At 74.3% G+C, this 14,907-nt stretch carries 13 protein-coding genes; 7 read left to right on the top strand and 6 right to left on the bottom strand.

Annotation, left to right across the window (positions count from 1 at the left end; genetic code table 11):
- Positions 1-191: 191 nt before the first annotated feature.
- Complete coding sequence (locus ACIPPS_RS16585; protein ID WP_401431939.1) at positions 192-977, bottom strand: S1 family peptidase; 786 nt, start codon at positions 975-977, stop codon at positions 192-194.
- Positions 978-1,136: 159 nt separating this feature from the next.
- Here ACIPPS_RS16585 and ACIPPS_RS16590 point away from each other — a divergent pair, with 159 nt between their 5' ends.
- Both ACIPPS_RS16590 and ACIPPS_RS16595 read left to right on the top strand, forming a co-directional pair.
- Positions 1,137-2,036 carry a hypothetical protein gene (locus ACIPPS_RS16590; protein WP_401433096.1) on the top strand — a complete coding sequence of 300 codons (900 nt, stop codon included), beginning with the start codon at positions 1,137-1,139 and terminating at the stop codon, positions 2,034-2,036.
- A gap of 145 nt (positions 2,037-2,181) precedes the next feature.
- Entirely contained in the window at positions 2,182-4,008 is a 1,827-nt protein-coding gene (locus ACIPPS_RS16595; protein WP_401431941.1) for an ankyrin repeat domain-containing protein, read from the top strand.
- On the opposite strand, the gene ACIPPS_RS16600 is transcribed toward ACIPPS_RS16595, so the two are convergent.
- The 5 genes from ACIPPS_RS16600 to hsaA form a co-directional block, all read right to left on the bottom strand.
- Positions 3,968-5,773, bottom strand: a complete 1,806-nt coding sequence (locus ACIPPS_RS16600; protein ID WP_401431943.1) for an FAD-dependent oxidoreductase — start codon at positions 5,771-5,773, stop codon at positions 3,968-3,970. The two genes, ACIPPS_RS16595 and ACIPPS_RS16600, sit on opposite strands and share 41 nt — an antisense overlap.
- Positions 5,770-6,231, bottom strand: a complete 462-nt coding sequence (locus ACIPPS_RS16605; protein WP_401431946.1) for a flavin reductase family protein — start codon at positions 6,229-6,231, stop codon at positions 5,770-5,772. Before ACIPPS_RS16605 ends, ACIPPS_RS16600 begins: the two co-directional genes overlap by 4 nt.
- A complete protein-coding gene (locus tag ACIPPS_RS16610) occupies positions 6,231-7,139 on the bottom strand; it encodes a VOC family protein (RefSeq protein WP_401431948.1) in 909 nt (302 codons plus the stop codon). Before ACIPPS_RS16610 ends, ACIPPS_RS16605 begins: the two co-directional genes overlap by 1 nt.
- 297 nt (positions 7,140-7,436) lie before the next feature.
- The gene (gene hsaD / locus ACIPPS_RS16615; protein WP_401431950.1) at positions 7,437-8,363 is read right to left on the bottom strand and encodes a 4,5:9,10-diseco-3-hydroxy-5,9,17-trioxoandrosta-1(10),2-diene-4-oate hydrolase; all 927 of its coding nucleotides are present in this window, start codon (positions 8,361-8,363) and stop codon (positions 7,437-7,439) included.
- The gene (gene hsaA, locus ACIPPS_RS16620) at positions 8,360-9,535 is read right to left on the bottom strand and encodes a 3-hydroxy-9,10-secoandrosta-1,3,5(10)-triene-9,17-dione monooxygenase oxygenase subunit (protein ID WP_401431953.1); all 1,176 of its coding nucleotides are present in this window, start codon (positions 9,533-9,535) and stop codon (positions 8,360-8,362) included. The genes hsaD and hsaA overlap by 4 nt, the downstream gene beginning before the upstream one ends.
- A 274-nt stretch (positions 9,536-9,809) precedes the next feature.
- Here hsaA and ACIPPS_RS16625 point away from each other — a divergent pair, with 274 nt between their 5' ends.
- The 5 genes from ACIPPS_RS16625 to ACIPPS_RS16645 all read left to right on the top strand — a co-directional run bounded on the left by ACIPPS_RS16625 (position 9,810) and on the right by ACIPPS_RS16645 (position 14,907).
- Positions 9,810-10,961, top strand: coding sequence for an ABC transporter substrate-binding protein (locus tag ACIPPS_RS16625; RefSeq protein ID WP_401431956.1), 1,152 nt, complete (start codon positions 9,810-9,812; stop codon positions 10,959-10,961).
- A 7-nt stretch (positions 10,962-10,968) separates the two neighbouring features.
- A complete protein-coding gene (locus tag ACIPPS_RS16630) occupies positions 10,969-12,027 on the top strand; it encodes an ABC transporter permease (RefSeq protein WP_401431959.1) in 1,059 nt (352 codons plus the stop codon).
- 161 nt (positions 12,028-12,188) lie between these two features.
- Positions 12,189-13,127: an ABC transporter permease gene (locus tag ACIPPS_RS16635; RefSeq protein ID WP_401431962.1), complete on the top strand. Its 939-nt coding sequence runs from the start codon at positions 12,189-12,191 to the stop codon at positions 13,125-13,127.
- Positions 13,124-14,251 carry an ABC transporter ATP-binding protein gene (locus tag ACIPPS_RS16640; RefSeq protein WP_401431964.1) on the top strand — a complete coding sequence of 376 codons (1,128 nt, stop codon included), beginning with the start codon at positions 13,124-13,126 and terminating at the stop codon, positions 14,249-14,251. The genes ACIPPS_RS16635 and ACIPPS_RS16640 overlap by 4 nt, the downstream gene beginning before the upstream one ends.
- Complete coding sequence (locus tag ACIPPS_RS16645; RefSeq protein WP_401431966.1) at positions 14,248-14,907, top strand: HAD family hydrolase; 660 nt, start codon at positions 14,248-14,250, stop codon at positions 14,905-14,907. Before ACIPPS_RS16640 ends, ACIPPS_RS16645 begins: the two co-directional genes overlap by 4 nt.

Consider the following 14,907-nt stretch of genomic DNA (forward strand, 5'->3'; position numbering starts at 1 on the left):
GGGGGGGGCGGTGGGGGGGGGGGGCCGGGGGGGCCGGGGCCGCGCCGCGGCCGACCCCCCCCCGCCCGCCCATCCATCCATCCATCCATCCGGCCGGATGGGTGCGGGAGTGGGTGCGGGCGGCCCCCCGTGCCCACTCCCGGTCGCTCTTGGAGCGTCGTGCTTGGAGCGTCGTGCTTGGAGCGTCGTCCTTAGAGCGTCGCCGCCGCGGACTTGATCTGGGCGGCGAAGGTCGAGACCTCGGTGTAGACGCCGGGGTAGTTCGGGCGGGCGCAGCCCTGGCCCCAGCTCACGATGCCGACCTGGATCCAGGCGCCGGCGTTGTCCCGGCGGAACATCGGGCCTCCGGAGTCACCCTGGCAGGTGTCGACGCCGCCCTGGGGGAAGCCGGCGCAGATCTCCTCGCCGGCGACGAGGTCGCTGCCGTAGGCCTTCTTGCAGTCGGTGTCGGAGACGAACGGGACGGTGGCCTTGAGCAGGTAGCGCTGCTGCCCGCCGCCCTCGCGGGCGGCACCCCAGCCGGCGACGGTGAACGTGCCGCTGTTGTACGCGGTCGTGTCGGCGATCTTGAGGGTGGGCACCGAGGTGATCGGCGAGGCCAGCTTGATCAGGGCCCAGTCCTTGCCCGTGCCGTTGTAGCCGGGGGCCTGGAGGACCTTGGTGGACTTGACCTTGATGGCGGCGCTGGACTGGAGGTCCACGACTCCGACGGTGGCGGTGATGCTGGTGTTGTTGCCGGAGCCGCTGACGCAGTGGGCGGCGGTGAGGACGATCTGCGGGGTCAGCATCGAGCCGCCACAGCCCATGGACAGCCGGACCATCCAGGGGAACTCGCCCTGGGCGGCACGGGTTCCGCCGACGACCGGGGCGGGCGCGGCGGAGGCGTTGGTGGAGGGCTGGAGGCTGACCGCGGCGAGGACGACGGCGCCGGCCGCGGCGATTCTCTGCAGGGCACGAACGAACGTGTTCTTCTTCAAGTGTCTGCCTTTCGTGGGGGGTTGGCCTTGATGGCATGTGCCCGTCAAGGCTTGGTCCGGATTATGGACAGCGCCCGCCGGGGGCCACAAGGGCATGATTTCGGCCAGCGCCGCGGCGCCGCGCGGGCTCGTACAGTGGGGGAAAGGGGGTGCGGCGTGGTGGACGGAAACGGAGTCGACGGGGCCGACGGGGCCGGCGGAGTCGTTCATGGTTTTCCGCACCTCGCCACGGTCCGGGCCGCGATCACCGCGCTGTACCGGCGGCTCTCGGCGGACGGGGTACGGCAGTACGCGACGAGCGTGCCCGCGTCCGCCGTGACCTTCTCCGACGAGGAGGACCTGCACCTCGGTGCGCAGCGGGTGGCCAGGGCCCTGGTGCACCACCTGCGACTGCCCGAGGCGCGGATGATCGTGAGCTTCCGGGAGATGACGCATGCGGCGACCGTCGAACTGGCGGCCGGTCCGGAGTACTTCGTCGAGCTGAACGACCGTTTCCGCGGTCACCGCGGGGACGTGGGGGCGGCGCTCGCCCATGAGATCACCCACGTGCTCCTGCACCGCCTCGACCTCGGTTTTCCCGGCACCCGGGACAACGAGATCCTCACCGATGTGGTGACCGCCTATCTGGGGGCCGGTTGGCTGCTGCTCGACGCCTTCCGCGAGGACGGGATGTCGAGCCAGAAGCTGGGGTACCTGACGCCGGAGGAGTTCGGGTACGTGCTGGCCAAGCGGGCGGAGGTGTTCGGGGAGGACCCCTCGCCGTGGTTCACCAGCGCGCGGGCGTACGAGGCGTGGACCCGGGGGCGGGAGGAGGCGGGCCGGGACGCGCGCCGGCCCCCGCTGGCGGCGGCCGGGTGGGCGGCGCGGCACCGGTACGCCAAGGACCGGCGTTACGGGCGGGCGGCGGCGGACGCTCCGTACGCCTTCGAGGGGAGCGGGGTCTCGGCTCGGGTCTCCTTCGCGTGCCCGGTGTGCCGACAGCGGCTGCGGGTACCGGCGGGCCGACGGGTTCGCGCCAGGTGCGGGGTGTGCGGGACGGTTCTGGAGTGCGACGCGTAGGGGGGCGAGCGGGGTGGTTGTGCGGGGCGGGTGAGACGTCCGGGGGCGGGCGAGCGGCTGAGGCAGACGAGTGGGGCCGAGCGTCCGGGGCGGGCGGGCGCCAACCCATTTGCGCCGTGCGGGCCCGGCGGGTGAAGGTCGTTGGATGAGCACGCTGTTCGACGCACTGCACGAGGGGGCCGACGCCGTGGTGCGGGCCCTGCGGGCCGGGGCCTCCCCCGAGACGGCCGACGAGGACGGGGAGACCGTGTTGTACCGGGCAGCCGTCGCGAACGAGCCGGAGATCGTCCGGCTCCTGCTGGCCGCCGGGGCGGATCCCGCGCGGGCGAGCGGCGAGGAGGCCGGGGACCTGCCGCTGTGCGGGGCGGCCTGCGGCGGGCACGCGGAGGTGGTGCGGGCGCTGCTGGCCGCCGGGGCGGCGGCGAACCAGGCGGAGGCGTACGGGTTCACGGCCCTGGACTGGGCGGTCCGGCTCGGGCACGCGGAGACGGTACGGATCCTGCTCGAACACGGCGCCGCGCCGAGCCGTCCGGGCCCGGACGGGCTGCCGCCGCTGGTGGCGGCTGCGCGGCGCGGCTCGACCCCGAGCGTGCGGGCACTCCTGGAGTTCGGCGCGGGCCCGGCGGAGGACGCGCTGCGCGAGGCGCGGCGCTGGATCGGCGTGGACATCGCGGAGGAACTCCGCCGCGGGCTCCTGGCGGCGAGCACGGAGACCGGGATGGGGAGCGAGGCAGGGGCGGTGGCGGTCGCGGAGGCGGAGGCGGTCGCGGAGGCGGGGGCAGGGTCCGGAGCCGGGGCGGGGTCGTGGGCCGGCAGGGGCTCCGGCACCGGCACCGGATCCGGCACGGGCTCCGGCACAGGCACAGGATCCGGCACGGGCTCCGGCACCGGCACGGGCTCCGGCACCGGGGCGGGGCCGTGGGCGGCCATTGCCGGTACAGGTCCCGGCACGGGCACGGGCACGGGCACGGGCACGGGCACGGGCACGGGAGCCGACAACGGCTCCGGTGCGCGAGCCGGCTTCGGCACGGGCTCCGGCACCGGAGTCTCTTTCGGTTCAAAGGGGGCGGCTGGGGCCGAGACCGTCGTGCGGCGGGTGCGTGAGGACGGTGGGGTGACCGTCGTCGTCGACGTGCTGCGGACGGACGGTGCGCCGAGCCGCGGCAACGAGCAGCAGACCGGGCACGCGGCCATCGCCACCCTCCTGGAGGGTGCGCTGGGCGTCCGGGTGCCACCCGAGGAGCTCGCCACCCGGGCGCTGCGCTGCGCGGATCCGGAGCTGGACGACTGGAAGGAGGCGGTGCGGGCGCTGGGCGCCCGCGACGACGAGGAGACCTTCCGGGTCGCGTCCGCCTGGTGCCGGTCCGGCGACCCGACGCGCCGCGCCCTCGGCGCACGCGTCCTCGGCGCCCTCGACCGCTTCGCGCGCCAGGGCCTTCCGGTGCTGTGCCGCATGGCGGCGGAGATGGCCCGGTCGACCGCGCGCGAGCCCGCCCTCTCCGTCGTCGTCGCGCTCGGTCGGTACGGAGATCCGCAGGCGCTGCCCGAGTTGCTGGGACTCGCCGCCCACCCCGACATCGAGGTGCGCCGCGCCCTGGGGTCCGCGCTGACCGGGCCCGTGCCCGCCGGGGACCCGGTGGCCGTGGCGACGCTGGTCGCGCTGAGCCGGGACCACGACCACGGCGTACGGGACTGGGCGACGCTCGCGCTCGCGGAGGTGCCCGAGGACACCCCCGTCCTGCGGGAGGCGCTCGCGGCGCGGCTCGCCGACGAGGACGAGGACACCGTGGCCGAGGCGGCGCGCGGACTGGCCATGCGTCAGGACCCGCGCGCCGTCGAGGTGCTGGCGGGCATCCTCGCCGACGGGGACCCGGAGAGCACCGCCCGCGACACCGCGCTCGCCGCCGTCGAGTACATCCGGGACCCCCGGGTCAGGACCCGCCTGGAGTGGACGAGCCCGCGATGTCGTTGACGGCCGCCCACGCGAACGCCATGGCGGGCCCGATCGTCGCGCCCGGACCGGGATAGGTCTCCCCCATCACCGCCGCCGAGCAGTTCCCGGCCGCGTACAGACCCACCACGACGCCGCCGTCCTCGCGCAGCACCCGGCCGTCCCCGTCGGTGACCAGGCCGCCCTTGGTTCCGATGTCGCCGGGGTGCACGGGGACGGCGTAGAAAGGGCCCTTCTCCAGCGGCGCCAGGTTCGGGTTCGGCAGCGTCGGGTCGCCGTAGTAGCGGTCGTAGACGGAGTCCCCGCGCCCGAAGTCCTCGTCGCGTCCGTTCGCCGCGAAGCCGTTGAAGCGGGCGATCGTGGTCTTCAGGGCCGGGGCCCCGATCCGGCGCGCCAGCTCCTCCACCGTCCCGGCCCGCCGCACGAAGCCGTCCCACCGCCGAGGGAAGGGCTGCCCCGGGAACAGGCCGGCGAAGAGGTACCGCGCCTTGGAGCGGGCGTCGAGGACGAGCCAGGACGGGACCGTCGTCGCCTCCGGCCGGTCGCAGGCGTACATCCGGTCCACGAAGTGGTGGTACGGCGCCGCCTCGTCGGCGTACCGCTCCCCCGCCGCGTTCACGATCACCATCCCCGGGATGCCCCGGTCGGCGACGAGGAAGAACGGTCTCTCCCCCGGCGGGCAGACGGACGGCGCGCCCCACACCTTGTCGAGCAGGTCGGTCGCCGCGCCCAGTTCCTCGCCGATCCGCAGCGCGTCGCCGGTCTGGCCCTCCGACGCGTGTGTCCAGGCCGTCGAGGTGGGCGCCGGGAGGTGCTTCTCGCGCAGCGCCTGGTCGTGCGAGAAGCCGCCCGAGGCGAGCACGACGCCGCCCCCGGCCCGTACGGTCCGCCCGTCGGCCAACTCCACCCCGGCCACCCGGCCGTCCTCGACGAGGAGTCCGGAGAGCGGCGCGTTCAGCCAGAGCTCGCCGCCCAGTTCGTGCAGCGAGAGCCGCATCCGGGCGATCAGCGCCTCGCCGAGGGAGAGGAGGGTGCGGCGGGTGAGCAGGGCGCCGACGGCCCGCGCGCCGACCCGGAGCGAGGCGCGCCGCCCGGCCCAGGTGCGGGCGACCATGTTGAGGTGGCGGAAGTCGTACGAGGTCATGGTCAGCCCGTACGTGGGTAGGCCGGCCCGCCGCATGGTCGCCGCGAGCGGTCCGAGCCGCTTGAGGTCCACGATCCTCGGCTCGATCGAGCGGCCCTGCGCCATGCCGCCGAGGGCCTCCGGGAAGTAGTCGGCGTACCCGGGGGTGTACATGAAACGGACATGGGTGCGGTCGTGGAACTCCCGTACCATGCGCGGCCCGTGGGCGAGGTAGGCGTCCTTGCGGGCGTCCGGGACCCGGTCGCCGACGGTCGCGTCGAGGTAGGCGCGGGCCTTCTCGTACGTGTCGCCGAGGCCGGCCGCGTCGAGGTGGTGGTTGCCCGGGACCCAGATCGCGCCGCCGGACAGCGCGGTGGAGCCGCCGTAACGGTCGGTCTTCTCGACGACGAGGGTGGTCAGGCCGCGCAGCCGGGCCGTGATCGCGGCGGCGAAGCCGGCGGCGCCGGAGCCGACGACCACGACGTCGTAGGCGGGCGTCGACGCGGGGTGCGTGGAGTGCGCGGACTGCGCGGACTGCGCGAACTGCGCGAACTGCGCGAACTGCGCGGCCGGCGTGGGCTGCCCGGTCGGCGTGGGCTGCGTGAGCCGCCTGGTCGGACCGGTCTGCGTGGGCTGCCCGGTCGGACCGGTCTGCGCGGTCATGTGAACACTCCGGTCGCGTAGTCGCTGCGGTAGTAGAGGAGCGGTGCGCCGTCGTCGCGGGCGTCCAGGGCCAGGACCCGGGCGGTGACGACGTGGTGGTCGCCGGCGTCGTGGACGGCGTGGACCGCGCAGTGGAGGGTGGCGAGCGCGCCCTCGATGTGGACGGCGCCCTCCTCGCTCACGGTCCAGTCGACGCCGGCGAACTTGTCGGGCCCGCGGCGGCCGAGGGCCGCGCAGACCTCGCGCTGGTCCGCGGCGAGGATGGAGATCCCGAAGTGCCCGGCCGCCCTGACCGCGGGCCAGCTGGTGGAGGTTCGGGCCACACAGAGCAGCACGAGCGGCGGGTCGAGGGAGAGGGAGGCGAAGGACTGCACGGCGAGGCCGGCGGGGCGGCCCTCCCCGTCGAGGGCGGCGACGACCGTGATGCCGCTCGCGAAGTGGCCGAGGACCTCCCTCATCAGCCGTTCCACCGGTGCCCCCAGAGGCTGTCGGAGGTGATCTCCTTCGCGGTCCAGGTCGCCGGGTCGACGAGGAGTCCGTCCCAGCCGTACTCGACCTGGAAGGCGCCGGGCGCCTGGGCGTAGAAGGAGACCATGCGGTCGTTGGAGTGGCGGCCGAGGGTGGAGGCGATGGGGATGCCGGCCGCGTTCATCCGGTCGAGGCAGTAGCCGACGGCGTCGAGCGAGTCGGCCTCGACCATGAAGTGGACGATTCCGGGCGGCAGCGCGCCCGGGTAGAGACCGAGGCTGTGGTGGCGGGCGTTGGGGCTGAGGAAGTTCATCCAGTAGCGGTCGTGGCCGGGTTCGCCGCTGGGGACGGCGGCCGGCGGGAGCTGCATCCGGTCACGGAGCTGGAAGCCGAGCAGGTGCTCGTAGAAGGTGACGGTCTCGTCCATGTTCGGGGCGGGCAGGACGACATGGCCGAGGCCGAGGTCCTGGCCGGAGGGGGCGGCGGTGACGAAGCGGTTGCCGTGACGGGCGGACAGCGGGCTGTGGTCCTGGGCCTGGCCCCAGTACAGCTCCAGGGGGTTCCCGGCCGGGTCGTCGACGTGGATCAGGCCCTGGACGCGGCGTTCGGCGAGCGTGTCCGCGTCGGCGTGCTTGACCGGGAAGCCGGCCGCTTCGAGCTCCTCGGCCGCCTCGGTGAGGGCGCGGGCGTTCGGCAGCTCGAAGCCGGCGGCGAGCAGCCGGTCGGCGGTCCCGGCGACGAAGCTGAGGCGGCGGATCCGGTCGTCGATCCGGGTGTGCAGGACGGTGTCGGTGGAGTCCTGGGCCTCGGCCATGCCGAGGATGTCGAGGGCGTAGGCGCGCCAGTCGGCGAGGGAGGTCGTCTCGATGCGGAGGTAGCCGAGGGATCGGATGTCCATGCGGGGTCCTTACGCGGGAGGTGGTGGGCGGCGGACGGCCACCGAGGAAGGCGGCGGCCTGGCGCGGAGAAAGCGACGGCCTCGCGCCGGAGGAAGCGACGGCCTCGCGCCGGAGGAAGCGGCGGCCTGTGTCGGAGGAAGCCGCCGGAGACGGTGGCGGTGGCCCGCCGCTGACGGCAGCGGCTCCCGGCGCCGAGGCATGCGGCGGCCTGGCATCGGAGGAAGCCGGAAATTCGGGTCCGAGAAGCCGGAGCCTGATGTCCGAGAAGCAGGCGCCTGTCGCCCGTCAGGGCGGGGCTAGTGCGAGAAGAAGTCGAGAGCCAGGCGGTTGAACTCGTCGAACCGTTCGACCTGCGCCCAGTGCCCGCAGTGCGGGAAGACGTGCAGCCGGGCGTCCGGGATGGTCCGCAGGGCGACGAGCGCGCCGTCGAGCGGGTTGGTGCGGTCCTCGCGGCCCCAGGTCAGCAGGGTGGGCTGGGTGACGCGGTGGCCCTCGCGCCAGAGCTGCGACTCCTGCGGCCAGGTGGCGAACGCCGCCCCCATCCGGGCGGCGCCGAGCCGCGCCTCGGGGTCGGTCGCCTGGACGTACCGCTCCTCGACGAAGGCGTCGGTGACGATCGCCGGGTCGTACGCCATGGTGAGCAGGAAGTCCCGCATCTGCTCGCGGCTGGGGGCGGGCGAGGCGTTGAAGGCGAAGAGGCGCTTGATGCCCTCGGTCGGGTCGGGCGAGAAGAGGTTGACGGAGATCCCGCCTGGCCCCATGAGGAGCAGTCGGCCGACCTTGTCCGGGTGGTCGATCGCGAGCCGGGTGGCGGTGCCGCCGCCGAGCGAGTTGCCGATGAAGTGGGCCTTCTCCAGGCCGATTTCGTCCATCAGGGCGGCGACGGCGCGGGCGCTGAAGGAGAAGTAGTCGCGGTCCGGGGCGGTCTTGTCGGAGCGGCCGAAGCAGGGCTGGTCGATCAGGAGCGTGCGGAAGTGGCCGGCGAAGACGGGCAGGTTGGCGCCGAAGTTGGACCAGGCGGAGGCTCCGGGCCCGCCGCCGTGAAGCATGATCACGGCGGACGCGTCGGCTCGCGCGTCGGCGGACGCGTCGGCTCGCACGTCGGCGGACGCGTCGGCTCGCACGTCGGCGGGGCCCGCCTCGTGGTAGTGGAGGGTGAGGGCGCCCGCCTTCGCGGTCCGGGAGGTCGACTCGTACGTCAGGGTGGTCGCGGCGGCGGTCACAGCATCGTGTCCTGGATGTCGAGGCCGAGGGCGGCCTGGCCGTAGAGGACGAGCGCCCGCTCGGGGTCGTTGGCGGCGTGGCCGCGCCCGGTGTGGACGTCGCGCCAGGCTCGCTGCACGCGGTCGGCGCCGGTGCGCATCGCGCTGCCGCCCGCGTTCTCCATGAGCAGGTCGACGGCTGCGACGGCCCGTTCGGTGGCCAGGACCTGGTCGCGGCGGGCACGGGCGCGCAGCTCCAGCGGCAACGGCTCACCGGCGCGGGCCCGTTCGTACAGTTCGGCCATGTTGCGGGTGAGCTGGAGCCAGGAGGCGTCGATGTCTGCGGCGGCGCGGGCGATGCGGACCTGGGCGAAGGGGTCCTCGGCGACCTGCTGGCCGTACGAGACGCGGAACCGCTCGCGGGTGGCGGCGAGATGGCCCTCGTACGCGCCCTCGGCGATGCCGACGATCGGGGTGGAGATGGTGGTGGTGAAGACGGCGGCGTACGGAAGCCGGTAGAGCGGCTCGGGGTTGGCGGCGAGCCCCGGCGCGTCGAGCGCGGTGACCGGGCCGAAGCTGAGCGCGCGGTGGTCGGGGACGAAGACGTCCTCGCAGACGACGTCGTTGGAACCGGAGCCGCGCAGGCCGACGGTGTCCCAGACCTCGTCGACGCGGTACGCGGTGCGCGGGACGAGGAAGGTGCGCATGTCGACGGGGCGGCCGTCGGCGTCGGTGACGAGACCGCCGAGGAGGGCCCAGTCGGTGTGGTCGCAGCCGGAGGAGAAGTGCCAGCGGCCGCTGAGGGTGAAGCCTCCGTCGACGGGGGTGACCTTGCCGGTGGGGGCGTACGAGGAGCAGATCCGGGTGTCGGGGTCGGCGCCCCACACCTCCTCCTGGGCCGCTCGCTCGTACAGGGCGACGTGCCAGGGGTGGACGCCGACGACCGAGGCGACCCAGCCGGTGGAGCCGCAGGCCTTCGCGATCTCCTTGACGGCCGTGTAGAAGGCGACGGGGTCGGCGGCGAGGCCGCCGTACGCGCGGGGCTGGAGGAGCCTGAAGAATCCGGTCGCGGCGAGCTCCTTGACGGAGTCCTCGGGGACCTTGCGGGCGGCCTCGGCGTCGGCGGCCCGCTCGCGCAGGGCGGGGGCGAGGGCGCGGACGGCCTCGAGGACGGCTCCGGTGGCGTCGCTCATCGCGTGTCCTCTCTCGGAGGGAATCGGGAGTGGCGGCACCGTACGACGGGGGTGTTCCGGAACGGCATAGGAGGTTCCCGCTGAGCGGGAACGGGGCCCCTCCGCCCGCCGCGCCCGCCCGGCTGGCGGGGGAGCCGTTCCGCCGGGGAATCGCTGGGCGCCCTTCGTCTCGTGTTCACCGACGGGTCACCGCGACCCCCCGTAATGCAGGAGTTGTATGGACAACAGTTGTTCATACATCTTGGCCCCGCTCCCCTTCCCTCATGGAGTACGCGTGACCTCCCCTGCCCGCGCCGCTGTCCTGCTCGGCGCCCTCGGTCTCACCGCCCTGACGCTCACCGCCTGTGGCGCCGCCCCCACGAAGGGCGCCGTCGGCGCCGACGGGAAGAACCTCGCCACCGCGACCTCCGCCGTCGAAGCCGGTGGCATGGAGGCCCTGATCGCCGCCGCGAAGAAGGAGGGCACGCTCAACGCGATCGCCATCCCGCGTGACTGGGCGAACTACGGCGCGATCATCGACGGCTTCACCGCGAAGTACGGCATCACGGTGAACGTCGAGAACCCGGACGGCTCCAGTCAGGACGAGATCAACGCGGTGAAGTCCCGCAAGGGCCAGGACCGCGCCCCCGACGTGCTCGACCTGGGCGCCTCCTTCGCGCAGGCCGCCGGCGAGCAGGGCCTGACCGCGCCGTACAAGGTCGCGGCCTTCGACAAGATCCCCGCGACGCAGGCCGACCCGCAGGGCCGCTGGTTCAACGACTACGGCGGCTACGTCTCCATCGGCTGCGACGCCAAGCGCGTCACGGTCTGCCCGCAGACCTTCGCCGACCTGCTCAAGCCCGAGTACAAGGGCAAGGTCGCGCTCAACGGCAACCCGACCAAGTCGGGCTCTGCCTTCGGCGGCGTCTACGCGGCGGCCCTCGCCAACGGCGGCTCGTTCGACGACATCAAGCCGGGCATCGACTTCTTCGGCAAGCTGAAGAAGAACGGCAACTACAACCCGGTCGAGTCGACCCCCGCCACGATCGAGAAGGGCGAGACGCCCATCTCCATCGACTGGGACTACCTGAACTCCGGCTACGCCGAGCAGTTCGCGTCCAAGGGCATCGACTGGAAGGTCGCCGTGCCCACGGACGGCGTCTACGCGCAGTTCTACTCGCAGGCGATCAACAAGGACGCCCCGCACCCGGCGGCCGCCCGGCTGTGGCAGGAGTACCTCTACAGCGCCGAGGGCCAGAACCTGTGGCTCAAGGGTCACGCCCGGCCCGTCCTGATGCCGGCCATGGAGGCCGACGGCACCCTCGACAAGACGGCCGCCGCCGCGCTGCCGAAGGTGGCGGGCACTCCGACGTTCCCCACCGAGCCGCAGACCGCCAAGGCCAAGGAGACCCTCGCGCAGGGCTGGGCCGCGGCCGTCTCCGGGTGACGCCTCGATGACTCCGCACTCCTCCCCCACCCCGCCCGGGACCGCCGGCGCGCCCCCCACGCGCCCGGCCGCCCCGGCGGGTCCGGCGGGGCCGGCAGGGCCGGCGGGACTGGCGGGTCCGGCCGCCCCGGCGGGTCCGGCGGGGCTGGCAGGGCCGGCGCGTCCGGCGGGTCCCACACCCGCCCCGGCCCCCGCACCCGCCGCCACCCGGGGCACCCGCGCCCGCGCCCGCACCCCGAAGCGGCGGGCGCTCGGCCCGCTCGCCGCGCTGCCGCTGCTGCTCCTCGTCGCGCTCGCCTTCGGGCTGCCCGCGCTCGCCATGGCCGACGGCGCCTTCACGGTCGCCGACGGCGGGTACGGCCTCGACAACCTGTCGCGGTCCGTGGACGGCGCGTACGCCACCGCCCTGCTCGGCAGCCTCAAGCTCTCCGCGCTCACCGCCGCCGCCGGCACGGTCTTCGGGCTGCTGCTCGCCCAGGCCGTGGTCTCCTCGCGCGGCCGGGCGCTGCGCGAGGCCGTCCTCACCGCCTCCGGCGTCCTCGCCAACTTCGGCGGCGTCCCGCTCGCCTTCGCCTTCGTCGCCACCCTCGGCAACGCGGGCGTGCTCACCACCGGGCTCGGTCTGGACGACCACGGCTGGTCGCTGTACGGGTTCTGGGGCCTCGCCCTGACCTACCTGTACTTCCTGGTGCCGCTGATGGTGCTGACCGTGGCGCCCGCGCTCGACGGACTGCGCGTGCAGTGGCGCGAGGCGGCGCACGACAACGGCGCGACGGCCTGGCAGTACTGGCGCCACGTCGGCATCCCCGTCCTGCTGCCGTCGCTCCTCGGCGGTTTCGTGCTGCTCTTCGGCAGCGCGTTCGCCGCGTACGCGACGGCGGCGGCGATGGTCGGCAGCTCCGTGCCGCTGGTCACCCTGCAGATCGCGGACGCGCTCTCCGGCAACGTCCTGGTCGGCCAGGAGAACGTCGCGCTCGCGCTGAGCCTCGACATGGTCGTGGTCGCGGCGCTCGTGATGGCCGTCCACCTCCCCCTCCAGCGAAGGAGCACCCGATGGCTCGCCTAGGGCGTGTTTCGACAGTAGCGTCGTCCGCCCGGAGGGCGGGGCCGGGGGCGTCCGGTGCGTGCGATCGCAAGGCGGAGGGAGGAGAGCGCAGCGGGCTGCGCCGACGACCGACAACGCGGCGTGGGGGCCCCTCCCGTGCCCGAAGGGCTACGGGGGAGCGCGTGCCAGACGCCCCCGGCCAGACGGGACTTTCGAAACACGCCCTTGGACGTCCCGTCGTCCTCCTGGTCGCGGGGGTCTACTTCCTGGTCCCGCTGCTCGCGTCCGCCGTCTTCACCCTGGACGTCCCCGGGCAGGGGCTCACCCTCTCCTCGTACACGCGGATCTTCGCCGCGCCCGGCTTCACCGGCAGCCTGCTGCTGTCGCTCGGGCTCGCGGCGGCGACCGTCGCGCTCGTCCTGCTGGTCACCGTCCCGGCGGCGGTCGCGGCCCGGCTCTCCGCGCCCCGGCTGCGGCCGGTCCTGGAGATCGTGTGCACGCTGCCGCTGGTGGTGCCGCCGGTGGCGCTGACCGCCGGGCTCGGGACCGTGCTGCGCTGGGGTCCGGAGAAGCTGTCCACGACCCCGCTCTACCAGACCTTCGTGGCCGTGCAGAACCCGGACTTCCCCGTCGTCCTGGTCCTCGCGTACGCGGTGATGGCGCTGCCCTTCGTCTACCGGGCGCTCGACGCGGGGCTGCGTTCCGTCGACGTCCGCACGCTGGTGGAGGCCGCCCGTGACTGCGGGGCGTCCTGGCCGCGCGCGCTGGTCTCGGCCGTGCTGCCCAATCTGCGCGGCGCGCTCCTGAACGGCTCGTTCCTGACGCTGGCGCTGGTGCTCGGCGAGTTCACGGTCGCCTCGCTGCTGGGCTTCCAGCCCTTCGCCGTGTGGATCGTGCAGGCGTCCGGCTCCGACGCCCGGCTCTCGGTGGCGGTGTCGCTGCTCAGCCTGCTGCTGACCTGGGTGCTGCTGCTGGCGCTGACCACCGTGGGCAACCGCCGCCGCCGCGCACCGCGCGCCGCCCGTGGGCCCCGCGCCTCCCGTCCTTCTCGTACGTCCCGCCCGTCCACGTCCCCTACGTCCGAAGCCCTCGCGGCTTCCCCAGGAAAGACCTCCCGATGACCGTGACCGAGAACGCGAACCTGGCCGTGTCCGACACCGGCACCGACACCGGCACCCGCGCCTCCACCCGCACCGGCGCCGCCCTCCGCCTGCGCGGTCTGCGCCGGTCCTTCGGCTCCGCCGTGGCCCTCGACGGCCTCGACCTCGACGTCGCGCCCGGCGAATTCCTCGCCCTGCTCGGCCCGTCCGGCTGCGGCAAGACCACCGCGCTGCGCGTGCTGGCCGGTTTCGAGCGCCCCGACGAGGGCCAGGTGCTGCTCGACGGCGAGGACATCGTGCCGGTGCCCGCCAACCGCCGGGACACGGCGATGGTGTTCCAGTCGTACAGCCTCTTCCCTCACCTGACGGCCGCCGACAACGTGGCCTTCGGACTGAGGATGCGCAAGGTGCGCGGCGCCGAGCGGCGCGCCCGCGCCGCCGAGCTGCTCGACCTGGTGGGGCTCGCCGGTTACGGCGACCGCTTCCCGCACCAGCTCTCCGGCGGTCAGCAGCAGCGGGTCGCGCTGGCCCGCGCGCTCGCCCTGCGGCCCCGGCTGCTGCTGCTCGACGAGCCGCTGTCGGCGCTCGACGCCCGGGTGCGGGTGACGCTGCGGGAGGAGATCCGCCGGCTCCAGCTGGAGCTGGGCATCACCACCGTCTTCGTCACGCACGACCAGGAGGAGGCGCTGTCGATGGCCGACCGGGTCGCGGTGATGAACGGCGGACGGCTGGAACAGTGCGCCACTCCGACGGAGTTGTACGAGTGTCCCGCGACGGACTTCGTCGCCGAGTTCATCGGGACCATGAACCGCGTACCGGGCCGGGCCGTCGACGGTGGCGGCCGGGTCGAGGCGCTCGGCGTGACCCTGCCGGTCCAGGAACCGGACGGGCGCTCCGGGGACGTGACGGTGCTGCTGCGCCCGGAGGCCCTGGAGGTCACCACGGACGGCCCCGCCCGTGTCACCGGCGTCTCCTTCCACGGTCCGACGACCCGGCTGCGGATCGCCCTGCCCGACGGTACGGACGTCAAGGCGGACGTCTCCACCCACGCGGCGGCCGGTCTGACCCCGGGCACGGCCGTCTCCGTGCGCCCCCGGCAGCGGCCCGTGCTGCTCGCCGCCGCCCCGACGGGCGGTGCGGTGTGAGCGCCAACCGGTTGCAGGCGGTCCTCTTCGACATGGACGGCACGCTCGTCGACACCGAGGGCGTCTGGCTCGACGTCGTCGAGTCGGCGGCCGCGCGCCGAGGGCGGGCCCTGGACGCGGAGCGCCGTACGGCGGTGACGGGCCGGTCGGTCGAGGACACCGCCGGGCTGCTGCACGCCTATCTGGACGCTCCGGCCGAGGAGCTCGCCGCCGAGCTGGGCGCGGACTTCGCCGCCCGGCTCGCGGTGGCGGCCGCGCCTCGTCCGGGCGCGCTGCGGTTGCTCGCCGCGCTCCGCGCGAGCCGGGTGCCGACGGCGCTGGTCTCGGCCTCGCCCCGGGCGGTCGTCGCCCAGGTGGCGAGCACCCTGGACGGCCACCGGTTCGACGCGCTGTTCGGCGCCGAGGACACCGTACGGACCAAGCCCGAGCCCGATCCGTACCTGGCGGCGGCCGTGGCCCTGGGCGCCGAGCCCGCACGGTGCGTGGCGGTGGAGGACAGTCCGACCGGGGTCACCTCGGCCGTCGCCGCCGGCTGCCGGGTGCTCGCGGTGCCGTCGACGGAACCGCTGGTGGACTTCGCCGGAACCGAAGGCGTCACGCTGGCGGACTCCTTGACCGACGTGGATCCCGAGCTGCTGAACTCCCTGGTCGGGTGA

This window comes from Streptomyces sp. NPDC090127 (genome assembly GCF_044746945.1).
In the GTDB taxonomy this organism is placed as follows: Bacteria; Actinomycetota; Actinomycetes; order Streptomycetales; family Streptomycetaceae; genus Streptomyces.